Genomic DNA, 18,525 nt, shown 5'->3' with positions numbered 1-18,525 from the left:
TATATGGATATCAACTTGTTGCTTTCATTTGACAGCAACATTCCCGCTCCCAAAAATAGCCTGCAGTGCATCAAGCAGATCGGCCGAAATGTCGACCCAGTTTTCAGCCGTCAACCGCATCGTTCGTTTTGTGGCTTCATTGTAGAGGATGACAGGATGATCCCCTGGTTGTTTGTTCAGGATCCGATACATTTTTCCGAACAATTCAGGCGTGTTGTTTTCTGCCGTCAGACGGATGAAGACATTCTCCTTTTTTTGACCCATCATTTCCTGGTAGGCTTCGGCATCCCAGATGTGCGTGACCAAAAAATTCGTTTTGTCGGCTTGTTTCGACCGCTCCAGCTTGCCTTCGATGACGAGCAACTGGTTTGCCTTCAGCAGTTTCATGAACCGTATATAGTACTCTGGGAAAATCGTGACGCTGATTTCGCCGGTGCTGTCTGTCATGTTTGCGAATGCCATTGGATCGCCTTTTTTTGTCTGGATTCTGCGGATGTCTTTGATCAATCCCATCGTGCGCATTTTTTTGTCGTATGCCAACTCGGTGACGTACACAACTGCACCTTTGTTGTACAATTTGCCGAACTGGTCGATCGGATGGCCCTTCAAAGAATGGCCCAGTGCCGCTTCCTCCAAATCGAGCAATTCCAACAGGGGCAGTTCTTCCTTTTCGACATATTTCGGTTCCAGTATCGAAAAGAGATCGATGTTGTTTCCGCTGTAATCGATGCTGTTCAGCATACCCGGCAGCGACTCCAACAGCGTCGCGCGCGAATGTCCGAAATTGTCGAACGCCCCACTGTAGATGAGCGGCGTGATGTTTTCGTTCTTCAGCCACTTCGGATGGATCCTTCTCAAAAATTGAACGAAATCCTTGTAGTGCCCATGACCTTGGCGTTCTTTGATGATTTCTTGGATAAAATCGCGTCTGAGGCCTTTGATCCCGCCCAAGCCGAATTGGATTGTCTCCTGCTGCAGTGCAAATTTCCAGTTGCTTGTGTTGATGTCCGGATAGGAAATGCTGATGTTGCGCCTTTTCAGTTCGATGAAATACTCCCTCATCTTATCCGAGTGTTGGTTGACGGAATTCAGCAAAGCGGCAAAAAATGCTTCCGGGAAATGCGCCTTCATGTAGGCAAGTTGATAGGCTATGAAAGAATAGGCGACCGAATGCGAACGGTTGAACCCGTAATTGGCGAATCGCTCGATGTAGTCGTACACTTGCTCGGCAGTCTGCTCGGAATAGCCTTGCTGCAGCGAACCTTCAATAAAGTGCCTTCTTTCTTCATCAATGGCCGATTTTTGTTTTTTGCCTATCGCTCTTCTGAGGATATCCGCCTCCCCCAAACTGAAGCCAGCCATCCGGGAAGCCACTTGCATGACCTGTTCCTGATAGACCATTACCCCGTATGTTACCTCGAGGATCGACTTCAGATCAGGATGGAGATAATCGATTGCGGCCAACCCTTTTTTCCGCGAAATGAAGAGGTCGATTTGTTCCATCGGACCCGGTCGGTAAAGCGCATTGACTGCGGCAATATCTTCGATCGATTCCGGTCCGAGCTTGCGCAACACATTTTTTATGCCGGGGGATTCAAACTGGAACACCCCGTTCGTATCCGCTCTTCGGAATATATCGAGGGTCCGCTCATCATCCATCGGTATTTCCAAAATGTTGATGCTCTCTTTGAGCGCAGCGCTGGCCAACTGCACAGCATCGTTCAGTATCGTCAGATTTTTCAGCCCCAGGAAGTCCATTTTGAGCAGGCCGATTTCTTCGATGTTGCCCATCGTGTATTGCGTCAGATACAGCTCGCTGTTTTTCTTCTGCAAAGGCACAATCTCCCTTAACGGATTGTCGCTGATGACGACGCCTGCCGCATGAGTGGAAACATGCCGCGGAACGCCTTCGATTTTTTCGGCAGTCTCATACAGGAGGCGATTCACATCGTTCGTGCTGATCAGATTCTGCAGTTCTTTCGATTTCTGTCTTGCCTCCGCCAGACTGATGCCCAATTGATTCGGGATCGCATTCGACCAGGCTTGCGCCTCCGCCACCGTGAGTCCGAATACCCGTGCAGTATCACGCAAGGACATTTTAGCCGCAAGCGTCCCAAATGTGGCTATCTGGGCGACGTGGTCCGAACCATATTTGTCCCTGACATAATGCAGAATGTCGTCCCTTCGGTTATCCGGGAAATCCAAATCGATATCCGGCAGGTTGTAGCGTTCTTTGTTCAAAAACCGCTCAAACAACAGGTTGTATTCGATGGGATCGACATGGGTGATGCGCAGGACGTATGATACGAGCGAACCGGCCGCAGATCCCCGGCCGGCTCCTGGCATGATCTTCGCTTTTCGGGAATACGCCATCACATCCCAAACGATAAGGAAGTAATCATCGAAGCCCATTTCATGGATGACTTCCAATTCGTATGCCAAGCGTTTTTCATATGCTGCATCCGGGGCAGCGATCCGCTGATGCAGCCCTTCTTCGCAGAGCCTCCTGAGGTATGCTTGGGGTGTCGTCCCGGCAGGCAGCGGGTAGCGCGGCAACAGTGACTGATGCAGCGGCAGCTCGATTTCGATTTCGTCGGCAATTTTCTGGGTCGTTTCAGCTGACTTAATCAAATCAGCTTCCTGGAATTTCCGCTCGATTTCTCCGCAGGAGGGCAAGTAATACGTACCATCCAAAGCTTCCGACTGCAGATCAACCTTTTCGTTCGCTTCGATTGCCTTCAAGACACGGCAACTGAAATTGTCGCTCGGCTCCAGATATCTGACGTCATGCATAGCTGTAGTCGGAATATTTGTCTCCTGCGATAAACGCTTCAGTCCCGGAATGATCGGTTTCATTTTCTCGTGGAGCTGAACGCCCAAATAAAAATTGCCATGGGTGAAGATTTTTTTCCAGGCCAAACTGGCTGCTTTGGCGTTCTCCTGGTCATTTCCGTTCAAAAAGCTTTCGATTTCGCCCTTTTCTCCTGGGGTGATCGCGATGATGCGGCTTGAATCATCCTCCAAAAGGGAAAGCAACTCCCTATCCGAAGCGTCCTGATTCCTGACCGTCGACAAAGCCATCAACTTTTTGTAGCCCTCAAAATCCTTTGCCAACAAAACCAACGGAAAAGTGCGATCTTTACTGATGACTCCGGGCAAATCCAGTTGGATCCCCAGAATAGGTTGGATAGCGTACTTTTTGCAAAGTTTGAAGAAGTCGACTTGGCCATAAAGGACATTTTGATCCGTCAATGCGATGGCCTGATAGCCTTTTGCCTTGGCGCTGCGCACCAAATCCTCTATTCGGGTAGTCGTCTGCAAAAGAGAATAGGCGCTGATGACCTGCAAATGCACAAAAGACATGTCTGAGACCTCCTTTTTCTAATCAATATTATCATTATAGCGTACCCGTCCTAATCCAAGAAGCGAAAAAGTCGTTGGGCAAGTAATGCTTGTCATCTCCAAAAAAAGTGATAAAATGAATTTCGAGAAGAGGTGTAAACGACATGAAATATATTGCAATCATTTTTTGGGGATTTATCTTAGGGCAAGTATCTGTTTATCTGGGCAGCGCCTTATCCGGCGGCAGCTATGACTTTATGATCGCAACCATGACGGGTATCTTTACCGCGCTGATCGTAGTTCTTGTTTCTGCGTTGATGCCGAAGACGGCCTCCCATAAATAACCGATAATTCGTTCTAAAGACGGCATCAAAAACGAAAAAACCTTCAGGGATCAATTTCCTGAAGGTTTTTTTGAATTGAAAAGTATAAAATTGATGGCCAGCTTCACGGGTTAGCCCTTCGGAAATTAGATAAATCGTACCTATTGCGCTCTACGATGCTCAGTCGGCACGATTTCCTAAATTTCTTTCAGGGCTGAACGAACCCGTTCCGCTTTTCTATTTATTTGATGAACATCGCATCTCCAAAGCTGAAGAATCGGTACTTTTCTTTGACTGCGTGCTCGTAGGCTGACAGGACGCTATCTCTGCCGGCAAAAGCACTGACCAGCATGACCAAGGTCGATTTCGGCAGATGGAAATTGGTGATGATGCCTTGGACAACCTTGAATGAATAGCCTGGCGAAATGAAAATTTTGGTCCATCCGCTGTCCGCTTTGATTTCCCCATCAAATTTCGTGCCGATCGTTTCCAGCGTCCGTACGGAAGTCGTGCCCACAGCCACTATTTTGCCTCCATTGGATCTGACCTCATTCAGCGCTTGTGCTGCTTCTTCGGTCAGTTGGTAGAATTCCGAATGCATTTCGTGGCTGGCGATATCATCGACCGATACCGGACGGAAAGTCCCCAAGCCCACATGCAAGGTCAGATAGACGATCTTGACGCCTTTATTGGCTACTTCCTCTAGCAGTTCGGCCGTGAAATGGAGCCCAGCTGTCGGGGCAGCTGCGGAGCCGACTTCTTTTGCGTAAACGGTCTGATAACGTTCCTGATCATCCAGCGTCTCCTTGATGTATGGGGGCAAAGGCATTTCGCCCAGCGATTCCAGTATTTCCAAAAATACGCCGTCATATTTGAAATTCAAAATGCGGCCACCGTGGTCCAACGATTGCGTCACTTCCGCAGTCAAGCGTCCATCCCCGAAAGAGATGACTGTCCCGACTTTGACCCGTTTTCCTGGTTTGACGAGCGTTTCCCACTCATCCCCTTGGAGATTGTTCAAAAGCAGGACTTCGATATGCCCTCCGGTATCCGGTTTGACGCCATGCAGTCGCGCAGGCAGCACACGTGTATTGTTCAGCACCAGCGCGTCGCCTTCTTGAAGCTCCTCCACCATGTCGGTGAAATGTTTGTCCGTGATTTCCCCAGTCTTGGAGTCCATGGAAAGAAGCCGGGATGATGAACGATCCAGCAGCGGTGTCTGCGCAATCAGCTCTTCCGGCAAATAAAAATCAAAATCACTTGTCCTCATTGATAAAATACCTCGCTTATTTTTCTGTATCATACTTGATCCCCAAATGGTCGTATGCCATAGGGGTCGCTACCCTGCCGCGCGGGGTGCGCTGCAGGAAGCCCAATTGGAGCAGATAGGGTTCGTACATATCTTCTATCGTTTCCATTTCTTCGCCGATGTTGGCGGCTATCGTTGAAAGACCGACGGGGCCGCCATTATAGAATCGGATCATTGTCGTCAATATTTGCCGATCCAAATCATCAAGCCCTTTGTTGTCCACGCTCAAAATGGACAAAGCTTTGTCGGCGATTTCCTTCGTGATCAGGCCATCGCGATAGACTTGGGCGAAATCGCGCACCCGGCGGAGCAGCCTGTTGGCAACACGCGGGGTGCCTCTGGATCTCAAGGCGATTTCGACAGCGCCTGACTCATCGATTTTCGTGGACAAAACATCCGAAGAGCGATGGACGATCTGCCGGAGATCCTCGAGACTGTAATATTCCATCCTCGAAACGATCCCGAACCTGTCACGCAAGGGGGCCGAAAGACTGCCGGCTTTGGTCGTGGCACCGACCAGCGTGAACGGCGGCAAGGTAAAGTGGACCGGATGGGCTGTCGGACCTTGCCCGATGATGATGTCCACATAATAATCCTCCATTGCAGAGTACAACACTTCTTCCACGATCCGCGGCAAGCGATGGATCTCATCGATGAAGAGGACATCCCCCGCTTCCAGTTCGTTGAGCAATACCATCAGATCGCCTGGCCGCTCGATTGCGGGTCCGCTCGTGCTGTGGATGCGGACATCCAATTCGTTGGCGATGACCATCGCCAGTGTCGTTTTCCCCAACCCGGGCGGTCCGTATAACAGGACGTGATCCAAGGCTTCACTACGCGCTTTCGCGGCCTGGATATACACTTTCAGTTCATTTTTCACTTTGTCTTGCCCGATATATTGCGCCATCATTTGAGGCCGCAATGTTTTTTCAATCAAATCTTCTGTTAGATCTTCCGTATTTCCGGAAACGATTCTGTTTTCAGCTGTCATCTATATCACCCTTTTAAAAGTAGCTTGAATGCCGTACGAAGCACTTCTTCGGCGCTGGAATAGTTTTCTTTTTCCAATAGCGGCAGTATTTTCTTCACTTCACGGTCCGAATATCCCAAACCGGCCAAAGCTTCCAAAGCTTCCGTCAATACAGCGGACTGTCCGCCAGCTGTTTCGTGGACCGGATGTTCTTCCATCCAATACGTATCGGGCAGCAATTCGCCGAGTTTGCCTTTCAAGTCCAAGATGATCTGCGAGGCCGTCTTTTTGCCTACCCCCGGGAATTTCACCAAATACCCCACATTATCCGTTTCGATCGCTTGGATCAGACCCAGATGATCATCGCTCGCCAATATCGACAAGCCACTCTTCGGTCCGATTCCGGAGACGCTGATCAGTTTCAAATACAACTGCTTTTCCGTGTAGTCCTTGAAACCGAAGAGTGTGATTGCATCCTCGCGGACTGCCTGATAGATGTAAAACGTCATCTCCTGGTTCAGGCTTCCGGAAAAGCGGAAAGGATTCGCGACCAGCAACTGGTAGCCGATGCCACCGTTCTCCAGCACCACATAAAGCGGCCCCACATAGACTAATTTACCTTTTATATATTCGTACATCATTTGGCTCCTACTCTTCATTTCCTGATTGTCATTCATTTTCTATCATAACATAAAACCGAACGGAAATGACAGCCGCTGCGTCATCTTCTGTGCGGGAACATTTGTTTGGTAGGTGCAAGCAAAGAAAAATCCCAGGACCGGTAGCCTTGGGACTTTTCTTTGCTGCTTATTCGAATAATTGTTTGTATTCAGAGTAGCCTTCCGCATCCAATTGATCGTAAGGGACGAAGCGCATGGCTGCCGAATTGATGCAATAGCGCAGACCGCCCAACTCTGCTGGGCCGTCCTCAAAAACATGCCCCAAGTGGGAGTCACCTTGAGGGCTCCGGACTTCCGTGCGTTTGCGCATCAGTTTGCGGTCCTCCAGCTCCTTCAGAGTGGAAATCGGTTTTGCAAAAGAAGGCCAACCGCAGCCTGCATCGTACTTGTCTGCAGAACTGAACAACGGCTCTCCGCTCACGACATCAACATAGATGCCTTTTTCATAAAAATCATCGTACTCGCCGGAAAAAGGTCTTTCCGTAGCTTCGTTCTGTGTCACTTCATATTGTAAAGGCGTCAAGCGCTTCAATTGTTCCTCTTTATTGTCCATAGTGAGATCAGACCCCTTTCTTTTCATTGCTCCAGTATATCAAAAAATGAAAAAAAGCAGAACAAAAAAGTCTTGTTCGTATGTGTCAATCTTTTCTATGCAAAGTTCAGAAACCTTACTTGTAGTGCCAATTTGAAATTGTTTTAATATTGTCCCTGAAGCTTTGGCGCGCGTCGCTTGCCCTTCCCTCCGGGAATACAGTGAATCAAAAAGCGTAATTCACTGTATTCCCGGAGGATTTGAAGAAAATTCTGATTAACTCGCAAATATTTTCTTCATCATTCCCATGCTGCAGGTCGCGTTCATCGCTGGTATACCAGCCTGTCTAGCGGGTGTCCTCTCTCTGCCAGAATGTTTCTTTAACGCATTTCTGACTGCGAATTTCAGTTTTACCGCTAAACTTTCCGGAACGGTACGTACTGGCTCCGTTAACGCTTTTTCTAGGGTTCCCATCTTCTTACCTTCAATGATGGAGACCATCGCCCGAGCGCCATCATGGCTCCAGTATTTCCCATTACCTTTCATTCGGTAGCTGTAAGGTCGATGATTACTTTCACAGCTTCCAATTCCCCGGATTCCTTTGCAGGATTCGATTTCTCTTAACGGACGAAGATACGCCCAGTTTCTTTCTAGGTAGGCTGCCAAAAGTCGTAACTCCTCTTTTTGATCTTTCTCCTGTTCTAGCGAGATTTTACTTTCAATCGTATCCAACACAATCGCAATCGAATCCCAATCATAGGACCATAGGGCCTTTTTCAGCGGCAGTTCCATCTCTGGACACCAAGAAAGACGGCTCTTAATCTTTTTGTGAACGTGATAGCGATCCACCTGATGGATATGTTCCTTACACACACCAATTGCCATGGCACAGTCCTCTGCCCGATAACCTGAGCCACCATCGGTGTTCGAAATGACTACCGTATTTTTGAGATCGTAATGACTCCCTAAATAAATCGCTGCTTTCTCCCATGCATCTTTCGCTGATTTCAACGATGACACAAATATCGGATTTTTCAGTTTCTTTCTTTTCCCGCTTGTTGTGACGCCTTCTGCTATTTGGACTCGGTGGATCTCTTCTTTTCTTTTCCCCTTGCCTTTAATGACGATCCCATCGCCTTCTACCAAGAGAAAAGGTACTTCTTTCTGTTCTTCGGGTAAGGCCACTTCGTATTCTTCTAAGTTTTGTTTCTCCCACTGCGCTTGCTTTTCTCCTACCGATTTCACAATATTGCCCACTGTTCCATGGCTCATGCTGAACGAAGTCAGTTTAGTGACGGCTTCGGCCACACCGCGGTAGACGCTGCCAGTCACAAGTTCGGCCACTTGCTTTTGTAAAAGGGTAGAGTAGCGCTCGCTTTTATTGAAGCCACAGATGTTATCCAGTGGGAAAAAGCTCTTTTCACCTTTCTTCTTTAAACGTCTACGCATAAACTCGACTGTACCGAATGTGAAAGTAATCGTGCGTGAATCCCTGTTGGCGATACGCCATCCTTCCGCTTTAAACGGAACGTACAACTCGCTATCCAAGGCCTCTAAGGCCTCCTTCATGAGTTGACTTACAAGATCTGAGAAATAAGCCTGAAGCGTAGTTTCTGCATCAAGCACATGATTTGAATCCTTTATTATGTGGTGAATTTCTGCTATAATTTTTTCCATGAAGACCTTCCTCTACACTAAATTGGCTACCAACCTTTAGTTGTATTGTAAGGTCTTCTTTTTGACTATTTCAACAAAAGAATAGTTTTGCATAGAAAAATTATACACTTAGGTCTTGTTCTGCTTCGCACGCGCTATTCCAGGTTTGGATCAGAATAGATTCCCCAAAATGCTACCCAGAATACCGCCCAATCCGCCCGTCGCTGCTGGCGTCGTCGTTCCGGACTGCTTAGGGAAAATATCGGTTATGTCGAAATTTTTCGTGGCTGCTTCTTCAGCTTGTTTCGAGAAGATGTCGGTCTGTTTGGCCACACCGTCGGCATCCAAGCCATCAGCATCCTTTTTGTCGGCCAACATGCCCAGAATCATCGGCGCCATGGAAGCCAAGACCTTGGCAACCTCGGATTTACTGATGCCTGTTTGGGCAGCAATCTGATCCACAACCTTGTCCTTGTCCCCGAAGGCATGATCCAATATTTTATCGCCATCGTCCGTATCGGCTTTCTTGACCACATCTTCGATCGAGGATACGTCTTTGGTCTGACCTTTGTGTTTTTCCAATGCATTTGATAAGGAATCTTTCCCTGCTTTTGACTCTGCGTTTTTGCTTAATGCCCGAAGGATCAAGGGAATTGCAACTACAGCCAATTTCGGCAAAATGCTTTCATCAACGCCCGTTTTGCTGCCTAAAGCCTGGATCGAACTTTCTTTGTTCAGCTCGCCCATCATTTCGGAAATGTCATTGATTTGCACCATTTTTTCCACTCCTATCTGTTATTTAACTATCCTGATTTTACAATAGATAAGCAGAAATAAGAAATGATACGCTTTCAGTGCGGGTCCTGGATCCGTTTGAACATCTTCTCCATATCCTGGTTGGAGAATTGGATCAGCACCGGTCTGCCGTGCGGGCAATTGTAGGGATTATCCGTTTTGGCAAGATCGGCCAACAGTTGGCGCGCTTCTTTATCGCTCAGGAAATGATTCGCCTTGATCGAGCGCTTGCAGCTCATCATGATGGCCGTTGCTTCACGAAGCTTTTTGATGGAGATATCGCCTTCAGCCAAAAACATCTCCACCAGTTCCTTCAGAATGTCTTCCTCTTCACCCGGAGTGAACCAGGCAGGATGCTTTTCGACGATGAAACTGTTCTGGCCAAATGGTTCGAGGAACAGGCCCATCGATTCCAACACATCCCGATTTTCCTGGATCAACTGGAATTCATTCGCCGGATAATCCAGCATGATTGGTATCAACAAACCTTGAAGATCGGTGGAAACCTTGCCGATTTCCTCACGGTAGTATTCATATTTGATGCGTTCCTGCGCAGCATGCTGATCGATGATATAGAGGCCATTTTCATTCTGCGCGAACAGGTAAGTCCCGTGCATCTGGCCAAAAAAATGCAGCTCCGGGAAAGGCCGCTTGCTCGCCTGTGCCTTCTCTGCCTCCGCTTCGACTTTCTGGACGGTTTTCATGATCGGTTCTTCATGGGCAGCCGGATTAATTGGTTCAACAGACAGGTAAGGCGCGGTTGGTTCATTGCGGTCCTGTTTTGGTTGGTCACTGAACGGAACAACGTACGCTTCTTGTTCTTCACTTGGAAGGGGAAGGTCTTCCGAAGGCGCGGTTTCTTCAGAACCCATATAAACTTGTTCGCGTTCCGCATTTTCATTATGAACCGGCCCGTTGTCCCACGACGTCTCCAAAGATCGGAAATCCTCATTTTCGCTGATCGCCGGCAGCTTCGTTTCCGTTTCTTGCACGAGCTCTTGATCGAATGACCGGAAAGAGACGCTCAATTGCTCGGTCCGGACCGGTTCAGCCGGACTCGGGCGTTTGAATTTCAGATTTTCGATGCCGCTCGGGATGCGTTCTTCCGTCCGCAAAACAGCAGCGACTGCGCTTTCGATCAATTCGCCGAGCTCTTTTTCTTTGCTGATCCTGACTTCCTTTTTCGAAGGATGCACATTCACATCCAAAAGCAGGGAATCCGCATCGATCACGATGACGGCGAGCGGATACCTTCCGACCATCAGCTTGGAGCCATAGCCATCGATGATGGCTTTGTTCAAGGCGTAATTTTTTATGAAACGCCCGTTCAGTATCAAGGTGATATAGTTGCGGCTTGCCCGCGTCGTGTCCGGCAAACTGATGTAGCCATTCACTTTGAAGTCCAGATTTTCGTTTTCGATCAGTTTCATCTTCTTGGCGGTCAATGTGCCGTAGACTCCAGCGATGGTCTGACGCAGATCGCCATTGCCTGCTGTATGCAGAAGTTGGTTGCCTTCATGATGCAAACGGAAAGCAATCTCCGGATGGCTCAATGCGATCCGGTTCATGATGTCTGTGATGTTCGACAATTCGGTCTGCAGGGAACGGATGTATTTCAGACGGGCTGGCGTATTGTAAAAAAGGTCTTCAACGATGATCGTAGTCCCTTTACGGGATTTGTTCGGCCTTTCCTCGCCGATGACGCCGCCCTTTATGGACAAGTAGGTGCCGCTTTGATCAGCGACAGCCGTTTCGATCGAAACTTTGGCGACGGAAGCGATACTGGGCAAAGCTTCACCCCGAAACCCCAGCGAGTGGATGCGGAAAAGATCATCCTGCGTGTATATTTTGCTGGTCGCGTGCCGCGTAAAGGCAAGTTTCACCTCGTCCGCCGCGATGCCGTCGCCGTTGTCGGTGACCTGCACTTTCCTTAATCCCGCCTCTTCAATGAAAACATCGATTTGCGTACTGTTCGCATCGATGGCATTCTCCACCAATTCCTTAACGACCGATGCCGGCCGTTCGATCACTTCCCCAGCAGCGATCTGGTTCGTCAATATTTGGGAAAGTTCCCTGATTTTGGCCATCGTTCTCACCTACTTTTTTGCGATTTCAGCAACTTTTTCCAACTGTCTATCATCAGCATGGCTTGCATCGGTGTGCAATCCTCCAGCGCCAAGTCCGACAATTCATCCAGTACGTGCTTCTCGTTCGGAAGCATCGCACTTTCTTGGAACAGCGCCAATTGTTCGACCGTATCATCCGGAACAGGTGCGCCCGTTCCGGAGTGCAGCACGTGCTGTTCATTCAATGAATTGAGGATGACCTGCGCTTCGGCGATCAATTCATTGGGCATTCCGGCTAATTTGGCCACATGCAAGCCATAGCTTTTGTCTGCTGGACCCTGCATCAGTTTATGCAGAAACACCAATTCTCCGTCTTTTTCGATTGCCCCTACATGAACATTTTTTGTCCCCGCCAAATCGGCTTCCAGTTGGGTCAATTCATGGTAATGCGTCGAAAACAGCGTCTTGCCTTTGATTGTGCGATCGATGTAACGCAGGATCGCTTCCGCCAAGGCCATGCCGTCATACGTCGCCGTTCCCCTGCCGATTTCGTCGAACAAAATCAGACTCTTATCGGTGGCGAATCGCAGCGCTTGGTTCGTTTCGACCATTTCGACCATGAACGTGCTCTGTCCGGAATAGAGGTCATCAGCCGCGCCTATCCGGGTAAAGATTTGGTCAAAGATAGGCAAATGGGCTTTTTCCGCCGGCACGAAACAACCCATCTGGGCCAGGATGACAATCAGCGCAACCTGACGCATGTAGGTGCTCTTGCCTGACATGTTCGGCCCAGTGATCAGCAGAATATGGTTGTCCTTGTCCATGGAAATGCTGTTGGGCACAAATTTATCTTTGCCGATGACGCGTTCCACAACCGGATGGCGCCCTTCTTTAATGGACAGATTGCGGTCGCTGTTGCTCAATTCGGGCTTGGAAAAATGATAGGCTTCGCTGACATGGGCGAACGACTGAAGGACATCGATCTCCGCCACCAGTTTGGCAAGTGCCTGCAACTGTTTGCTGTATCCTTTTATCTCTTCCCGCAAAGCGACAAACAGCTCATGCTCCAATTCGACAGACTTTTCCTCAGCTTCCAGAATAAGCGTCTCTTTTTCCTTCAATGCAGGCGTGACGAAACGTTCCGCATTGGCAAGCGTCTGTTTGCGCTCATACGTGCCCTCAGGCAGCGCCGCAAGGTTCGCCTTCGTCACCTCTATGTAATAGCCAAAAATGCGGTTGTAGCCGATTTTCAGCGTTTTGATGCCGGTCTTTTCTCTTTCCTCTTTTTGCAGCATCGCTATCCAAAGCTTCCCGTTGTTCATCGCATCGCGGTAGCGATCCAATTGCTCATGGTAGCCGTCACGGATAATGTTGCCTTCCGTGATCTGGATTGGCGGATTATCCGTGATCGCCCGCTCGATCAGTTCGATGACTTCTGGGTAAGCTTCCAATTTGTCGATGACAGCCTGCCAAACATCCGGTTCATCGATTGCAGCGATGGCTTGGACCAATCCTGGGATCTGCTGCAGAGAGGTTTTCAGCTGGATCAGATCGCGGCCGTTGATATTGCCTAGTGACACTCGGGCGACCAAACGTTCCAGATCATAAACCGATGTCAAGGCGTCATTGATGTCCATTCGTTCAAAGTAGTGGTTGACCAATGACTCCACTTTCCGTTGCCTTTCGAGTATGTCGCTCAGGTTGATCAACGGCTTTTCAAGCCATTGTTTCAGCATGCGCCCGCCCATAGCCGTTTTTGTTTCATCCAGCGTCCATAGCAGGCTGCCTTTTTTCTGCTGCGTCCGGATGGATGCGGACAACTCGAGGTTGCGCCGCGCGTAGGTATCCATCTTCAGGAAAGCGTCCGTTTGATAGGCGACGGCTTTCTGAAGATGGGACAAGCTGCGCTTTTGGGTATCCGAAAGATAGCTCAACAACAAAACAAGCACATCTTTTTCCGACTGTTGCGGCAATTCCGCAACCAGATCGTGGAAGTCCGTTTCCGGAATCAGCTTCGCCTGAATGGAAACAAGGATACCGAAATGTTTTTCCAACTTTTCCGTCAGGCCGTCAGCCGTTTTTGTGTCCAGGACGATTTCTTTGAAAGGCAAAGTCTGGAGCTCGTTGAATACGGCGTCTTCGTTGGTCAGGAGCGTGACTTTCAGCTCCCCCGTTCCGATATCGACATATCCCAGCCCATACCCGCCTGCTTCGTTTTGGATGACACTGGCCAAGTAATTATTTGTTTTGCTTTCGCTGCCGTTCTCATTCAGAAATGTACCGGGCGTAATGACCCGCACGACTTCCCGCCGCACCATGCCTTTCGTTAGCTTGGCATCCTCCATCTGTTCGCAAACGGCGACCTTGTGCCCCATTTCTACGAGTCTCCGGATGTATTCCGCTGCAGCATGATAAGGGACCCCGCACATGGGAATCGGCTCATCGGCATTTTTGTTGCGGCTCGTCAGCGTGATTTCCAGTAATTTTGCGGCCTTCATGGCATCATCATGGAATAATTCATAGAAATCGCCCAAGCGATAAAACAAAAATGCATCCGGATACTGTTCTTTTATGGATAAGTATTGCTCCATCATGGGCGTATTTTTAGTCTTCTGTGGCATTCTTTCACCTCAATTAATAGATCTCTTCAGTCTTCATGCTTCATCTTTTTCGATAGCGTCATCGACGCCGCGTTGGATGATGCTGATGACATTTTCCAATAGTTCGTTGGCATCCCATAAAGCTTCGCGGTATTGTTGGACCGCTATGCTGTCCTTCAACTGCTTGTTCAGCTCCGCTAATTCAGCGGCTGTTTTTGCTGCCGCTGCCGGCTTGGCATAATGTTCAAAAGCCGCGGCTTCTTTTTGCTTACTTTTGATTGTTTCGACCAATTGTTCCAGCGCCCGATTGTCTTTTGTGTTTTCTTCGGCCTCTTGATAGCGGACGATCACTTCATTTTTTCCCAACATTTCGATCAGTCTGTTCAATTCTGCTTCTGCCGGGCCTTCGATAGGCAGTTCTTGGGTCAATAGAATTCCCCTCCAAATGGGCGATCTTCATTGATCACGATGTTCTCGATTTTTACGCACTTGCCGGTCTGATCATTGATTTCAATATAGCAACCGGAAAGCAATTTTCTGCCTTTTTCAGGCACTTCATGCCGAATCGGCATTTGCGTCAGAAATTTCTGGATGATGATCTCTTTTTCGACGCCCAAAATGCTGTCGTAAGCCCCGGTCATTCCGGCATCCGTCAGATAGCCTGTCCCTTCCGGCAAAATACGCGCATCATTTGTCTGCACATGCGTATGCGTACCGACCACAGCAGAAACGCGACCATCCAAATACCAGCCCATCGCTTGTTTTTCGCTGGTCGTTTCGGCATGGAAATCGACAAAGATGCAATTCGTTTCTTTCCGTACCTGCTCCAGTATTTCATCCGCTTTGCGGAAAGGGTCATCCAGACTGTTCATGAAGACACGTCCGTGCAGGTTCACAACAGCCAATTTCAGTTGGTTCACTTTTATGATCGTCCAACCGATGCCAGGAGTCCCTTCCGGGAAATTAGCCGGACGGATCATCTTATTGGCTGTTCCGATGAATTCGAATATGTCACGGTTATCCCACGTATGGTTCCCCATGGTGATGACATCGACACCGGTCTGCAAAAATTCTTTGTAAATTTTTTCTGTTATCCCTCTGCCGCCTGCCGCATTCTCCCCGTTCACGATGGTCACTTGCGGACGGTAATGTTTCTTCAGTTGCGGGAGTGTGTCCTGCAGCATCTGTCTGCCGATTGAACCTACAACATCTCCAATAAATAATACTTTCATCTTCAGCCTCTTCTCTAAATTCTAGTCTTTTTATAGTAACATATTTTGTCCGTTTAGATAAGCCGTTGGGCCCTTGCCCATCAACCGGGATATCCATAAAAAGCAAAAAACGGGACAAGAAGCTGTCCCGTTTGGTTTTTAATTATTTGGCATATTCAATTACTCTTGTTTCGCGTATAACCGTAACCTTGATGTGTCCCGGATAATCTAGTTCTTCTTCGATTTTCTTTCTAATCTCGCGAGCTACACGAATAGCTTGAGAATCGTCAAGTTGGTCTGGCTTGACCATGACGCGGATCTCTCTTCCTGCTTGGATAGCAAAACTGCTTGCTACGCCTTCAAAACTGTTCGAAATTGCTTCCAGTTTCTCCAAGCGGCGGATGTAGTTTTCCAGAGATTCACTTCTTGCGCCCGGACGAGCAGCAGATAAAGCGTCAGCAGATGCGACCAATACTGATATGATTGAGTTTGCTTCAACATCGCCATGATGTGAGGCAATTGCATTGATGACAACCGGATTTTCTTTGTATTTCTGGGCGATTTCTGCGCCGATTTCAACGTGCGAACCCTCTATTTCATGATCGAGAGCTTTTCCGATGTCATGCAGCAGACCTGCACGTTTGGCCAGATTGATGTCTTCGCCTAGTTCCCCAGCCATTACGCCGCAAAGTTTTGCGACTTCGATGCTGTGGTTCAGGACATTTTGTCCATAACTAGTGCGGAAATGCAGACGTCCCAAAATTTTAATCAGATCAGGATGCAAAGAATGGATGCCAACTTCAAAAGTTGCTTGTTCGCCGATTTCTCTTATGCGTTCATCCATATCCTTACGGGCTTTCTCAACTGCTTCCTCAATTCTCGCAGGATGGATACGTCCATCTTGAATTAATTTCTCCAAAGCCATTTTCGCAATTTCTCTTCGGATAGGATCAAATCCGCTTAACACGACAGCTTCTGGCGTATCATCGATGATCAGGTCAATACCTGTCAAGGTCTCCAAAGTCCGAATGTTTCTTCCCTCGCGGCCAATGATGCGGCCTTTCATGTCATCGTTAGGCAGTGTAACAACTGAAACTGTTGCTTCCGAAACTAAATCGGCTGCACTTCTTTGGATCGCCTGCAGGATAATGTTTTTCGCATTACGATCTGCTTCATCTTTCGCTTTTTGGTCGGATTCTCTGATCATGACCGCAATTTCATGCGAAAGTTGATTTTCCGTTTCATCCATGATGATGTTTCTTGCATCTTCACGTGATAAGGTAGCGATTCTTTCCAGTTCATGTTGTTGCTCTTCCACCAATGCTTGAATGCGATTTTCCTCAGAAACTAAAGCGTTTTGTCTTTTGACAAGATTATCCTCTTTTGACTCGATAGATTGTTCACGTTTCGAAAGACTGGTATCTTTTCTATCCAAATTTTCTTCCCTTTGGATCAATCGATTTTCTTGTTTTTGAACCTCACCGCGTCGTTCGCGCAATTCATCTTCTATTTCTGAGCGGTATTTGTGGTTCTCATCCTTCGCCTCTAACATAGCTTCTCTTTTTGTTGTTTCTGCTTCTTTACGAGCATCTTCAAGAATTTGGGAAGCGGTATTTTTGGCACCAGCTATTTCTTTTTCGTGATTCGATTTTCGATATAAATATCCGACAACGACACCAAAAATTAAAGCTATGATAGCGAAGGCTAAAGTCCATATATCCATAGTTTCACCTCCGTATCTATTTAATTTTGTTGTCAAAAAAAATGAATAAAAATTAGTTTTACAATGTGCAGAATGAAGCGATACACATAAATTCATTCTAAACGTAGAATACTGACATGTCAACGATAAAACGGTAACATAACCAAAATACATTCAAACCTGTTTCGATATTGCCCTTTTTTCCGATTTTGAAAAAAGAAAGAGGCCCGGATTTTGGTCCCGGCCTCTTGAAAAATATTTTTTACTCGTCCAACAGATCGACCGATTCAACCGGCTCGCTTTTTTCTTTTTCTTTTGCCTCTACCGCTTTTTTATCGCCTATGCCGTATTCGTCACGGACAAGCTTCTCGATTTCAGCTCTCATCTCTGGATGCTCTGTCAGGAATTTTTTTGCATTTTCGCGGCCTTGGCCGATGCGTTCCCCTTTGTAGGCATACCAAGCGCCACTCTTGTTGACGATATCCTTCTCTGAGGCCATATCGATGATTTCGCCGACTTGGGAAATGCCTTCCCCGTACATGATGTCCACTTCAGCTGTCCTGAATGGCGGCGCAACTTTGTTTTTTACTACTTTGATTTTTGTGCGGTTACCCATGATTTCTGTTCCGCTCTTGATCTGTTCCGCTCTTCTGACTTCCAGACGGATAGTAGCGTAAAATTTAAGCGCTCTTCCTCCTGGCGTCGTTTCCGGATTCCCGAACATGATGCCGATTTTTTCACGGACTTGGTTGATGAAGATTGCGATCGTTTTTGTTTTGTTGATCGATCCGGATAGTTTCCGTAAAGCTTGGGACATCAGACGTGCCTGCAGACCCATATGGGAGTCTCCCATTTCGCCTTCTATTTCAGCACGCGGTACCAATGCGGCAACCGAGTCGATGACCACGATGTCGACAGCCCCTGATGAAACCAAAGCATCCGCGATTTCCAGGCCTTGTTCACCTGTATCCGGTTGGGAAAGCAACAATTCGTCGATATCCACACCCAAAGCTGCAGCATATTTTGGATCCAAAGCATGCTCAGCATCGATGAATGCAGCAACGCCACCCTTTTTTTGCACTTCGGCAATCGCATGCAGCGCAACGGTTGTTTTACCTGATGATTCAGGACCATACACTTCGATGATACGGCCTCTTGGATAGCCGCCTACGCCCAACGCAACATCAAGAGCCAACGAACCACTGGGTACAGTGGATATTTGTGTGTCCACTTTTTCGCCAAGCTTCATGACGGACCCTTTGCCATAATTTCTTTCTATCTTTTTCAGAGCCTCATCCAAGGCTTTTTGTCTATTTTCATTTAAATTAGCCATCAATTG

Annotated in this window: 14 protein-coding genes; 1 reads left to right on the top strand and 13 read right to left on the bottom strand. The window is 47.9% G+C overall.

All coding sequences use genetic code 11. The features are described from left to right. Positions 1-24 precede the first annotated feature (24 nt). Entirely contained in the window at positions 25-3,363 is a 3,339-nt protein-coding gene (dnaE, locus tag ACKPBX_RS13665) for a DNA polymerase III subunit alpha (protein WP_119093025.1), read from the bottom strand. A 143-nt stretch (positions 3,364-3,506) separates the two neighbouring features. Between dnaE and ACKPBX_RS13660 the strand changes: the two genes are divergently transcribed. Further along, the gene (locus ACKPBX_RS13660) at positions 3,507-3,686 is read left to right on the top strand and encodes a YjzD family protein (RefSeq protein WP_068560596.1); all 180 of its coding nucleotides are present in this window, start codon (positions 3,507-3,509) and stop codon (positions 3,684-3,686) included. A gap of 220 nt (positions 3,687-3,906) precedes the next feature. On the opposite strand, the gene queA is transcribed toward ACKPBX_RS13660, so the two are convergent. The 12 genes from queA to recA form a co-directional block, all read right to left on the bottom strand. Next, on the bottom strand, positions 3,907-4,935 hold the full coding sequence (gene queA, locus ACKPBX_RS13655) for a tRNA preQ1(34) S-adenosylmethionine ribosyltransferase-isomerase QueA (RefSeq protein WP_319995636.1): 1,029 nt from the start codon (positions 4,933-4,935) through the stop codon (positions 3,907-3,909). Between the two features lie 16 nt (positions 4,936-4,951). Next, positions 4,952-5,965: a Holliday junction branch migration DNA helicase RuvB gene (ruvB, locus tag ACKPBX_RS13650; RefSeq protein ID WP_086628071.1), complete on the bottom strand. Its 1,014-nt coding sequence runs from the start codon at positions 5,963-5,965 to the stop codon at positions 4,952-4,954. A gap of 5 nt (positions 5,966-5,970) precedes the next feature. Further along, positions 5,971-6,582, bottom strand: coding sequence for a Holliday junction branch migration protein RuvA (gene ruvA, locus ACKPBX_RS13645; protein WP_086628072.1), 612 nt, complete (start codon positions 6,580-6,582; stop codon positions 5,971-5,973). A gap of 169 nt (positions 6,583-6,751) precedes the next feature. Beyond that, positions 6,752-7,177 carry a peptide-methionine (R)-S-oxide reductase MsrB gene (gene msrB / locus ACKPBX_RS13640; RefSeq protein WP_086628073.1) on the bottom strand — a complete coding sequence of 142 codons (426 nt, stop codon included), beginning with the start codon at positions 7,175-7,177 and terminating at the stop codon, positions 6,752-6,754. Positions 7,178-7,432: 255 nt separating this feature from the next. Next, positions 7,433-8,833: an ISLre2 family transposase gene (locus ACKPBX_RS13635; RefSeq protein WP_319995042.1), complete on the bottom strand. Its 1,401-nt coding sequence runs from the start codon at positions 8,831-8,833 to the stop codon at positions 7,433-7,435. A 150-nt stretch (positions 8,834-8,983) separates the two neighbouring features. Next, complete coding sequence (locus ACKPBX_RS13630; protein WP_119093027.1) at positions 8,984-9,589, bottom strand: DUF937 domain-containing protein; 606 nt, start codon at positions 9,587-9,589, stop codon at positions 8,984-8,986. Between the two features lie 74 nt (positions 9,590-9,663). Continuing rightward, positions 9,664-11,694, bottom strand: coding sequence for a DNA mismatch repair endonuclease MutL (gene mutL / locus ACKPBX_RS13625; RefSeq protein WP_319995635.1), 2,031 nt, complete (start codon positions 11,692-11,694; stop codon positions 9,664-9,666). A 5-nt stretch (positions 11,695-11,699) separates the two neighbouring features. Beyond that, positions 11,700-14,294 (bottom strand): DNA mismatch repair protein MutS, encoded by a 2,595-nt coding sequence (mutS, locus tag ACKPBX_RS13620; RefSeq protein WP_119093029.1) that lies wholly within the window; start codon positions 14,292-14,294, stop codon positions 11,700-11,702. A 33-nt stretch (positions 14,295-14,327) separates the two neighbouring features. Then, a complete protein-coding gene (locus tag ACKPBX_RS13615; RefSeq protein ID WP_319995634.1) occupies positions 14,328-14,702 on the bottom strand; it encodes a YlbF family regulator in 375 nt (124 codons plus the stop codon). Continuing rightward, entirely contained in the window at positions 14,699-15,505 is an 807-nt protein-coding gene (locus ACKPBX_RS13610; RefSeq protein WP_319995633.1) for a TIGR00282 family metallophosphoesterase, read from the bottom strand. Before ACKPBX_RS13610 ends, ACKPBX_RS13615 begins: the two co-directional genes overlap by 4 nt. 142 nt (positions 15,506-15,647) lie before the next feature. After that, positions 15,648-17,207 carry a ribonuclease Y gene (gene rny / locus ACKPBX_RS13605; protein ID WP_086628079.1) on the bottom strand — a complete coding sequence of 520 codons (1,560 nt, stop codon included), beginning with the start codon at positions 17,205-17,207 and terminating at the stop codon, positions 15,648-15,650. A 241-nt stretch (positions 17,208-17,448) separates the two neighbouring features. Next, on the bottom strand, positions 17,449-18,519 hold the full coding sequence (gene recA, locus ACKPBX_RS13600) for a recombinase RecA (protein ID WP_319995632.1): 1,071 nt from the start codon (positions 18,517-18,519) through the stop codon (positions 17,449-17,451). Between the last annotated feature and the right edge of the window lie 6 nt (positions 18,520-18,525).

This window comes from Trichococcus shcherbakoviae (genome assembly GCF_963666195.1).
Taxonomy (GTDB): domain Bacteria; phylum Bacillota; class Bacilli; order Lactobacillales; family Aerococcaceae; genus Trichococcus; species Trichococcus shcherbakoviae.
The sequence above is the reverse complement of the archived record's forward strand: the minus strand, read 5'-3'. Positions and strand labels throughout refer to the sequence as shown.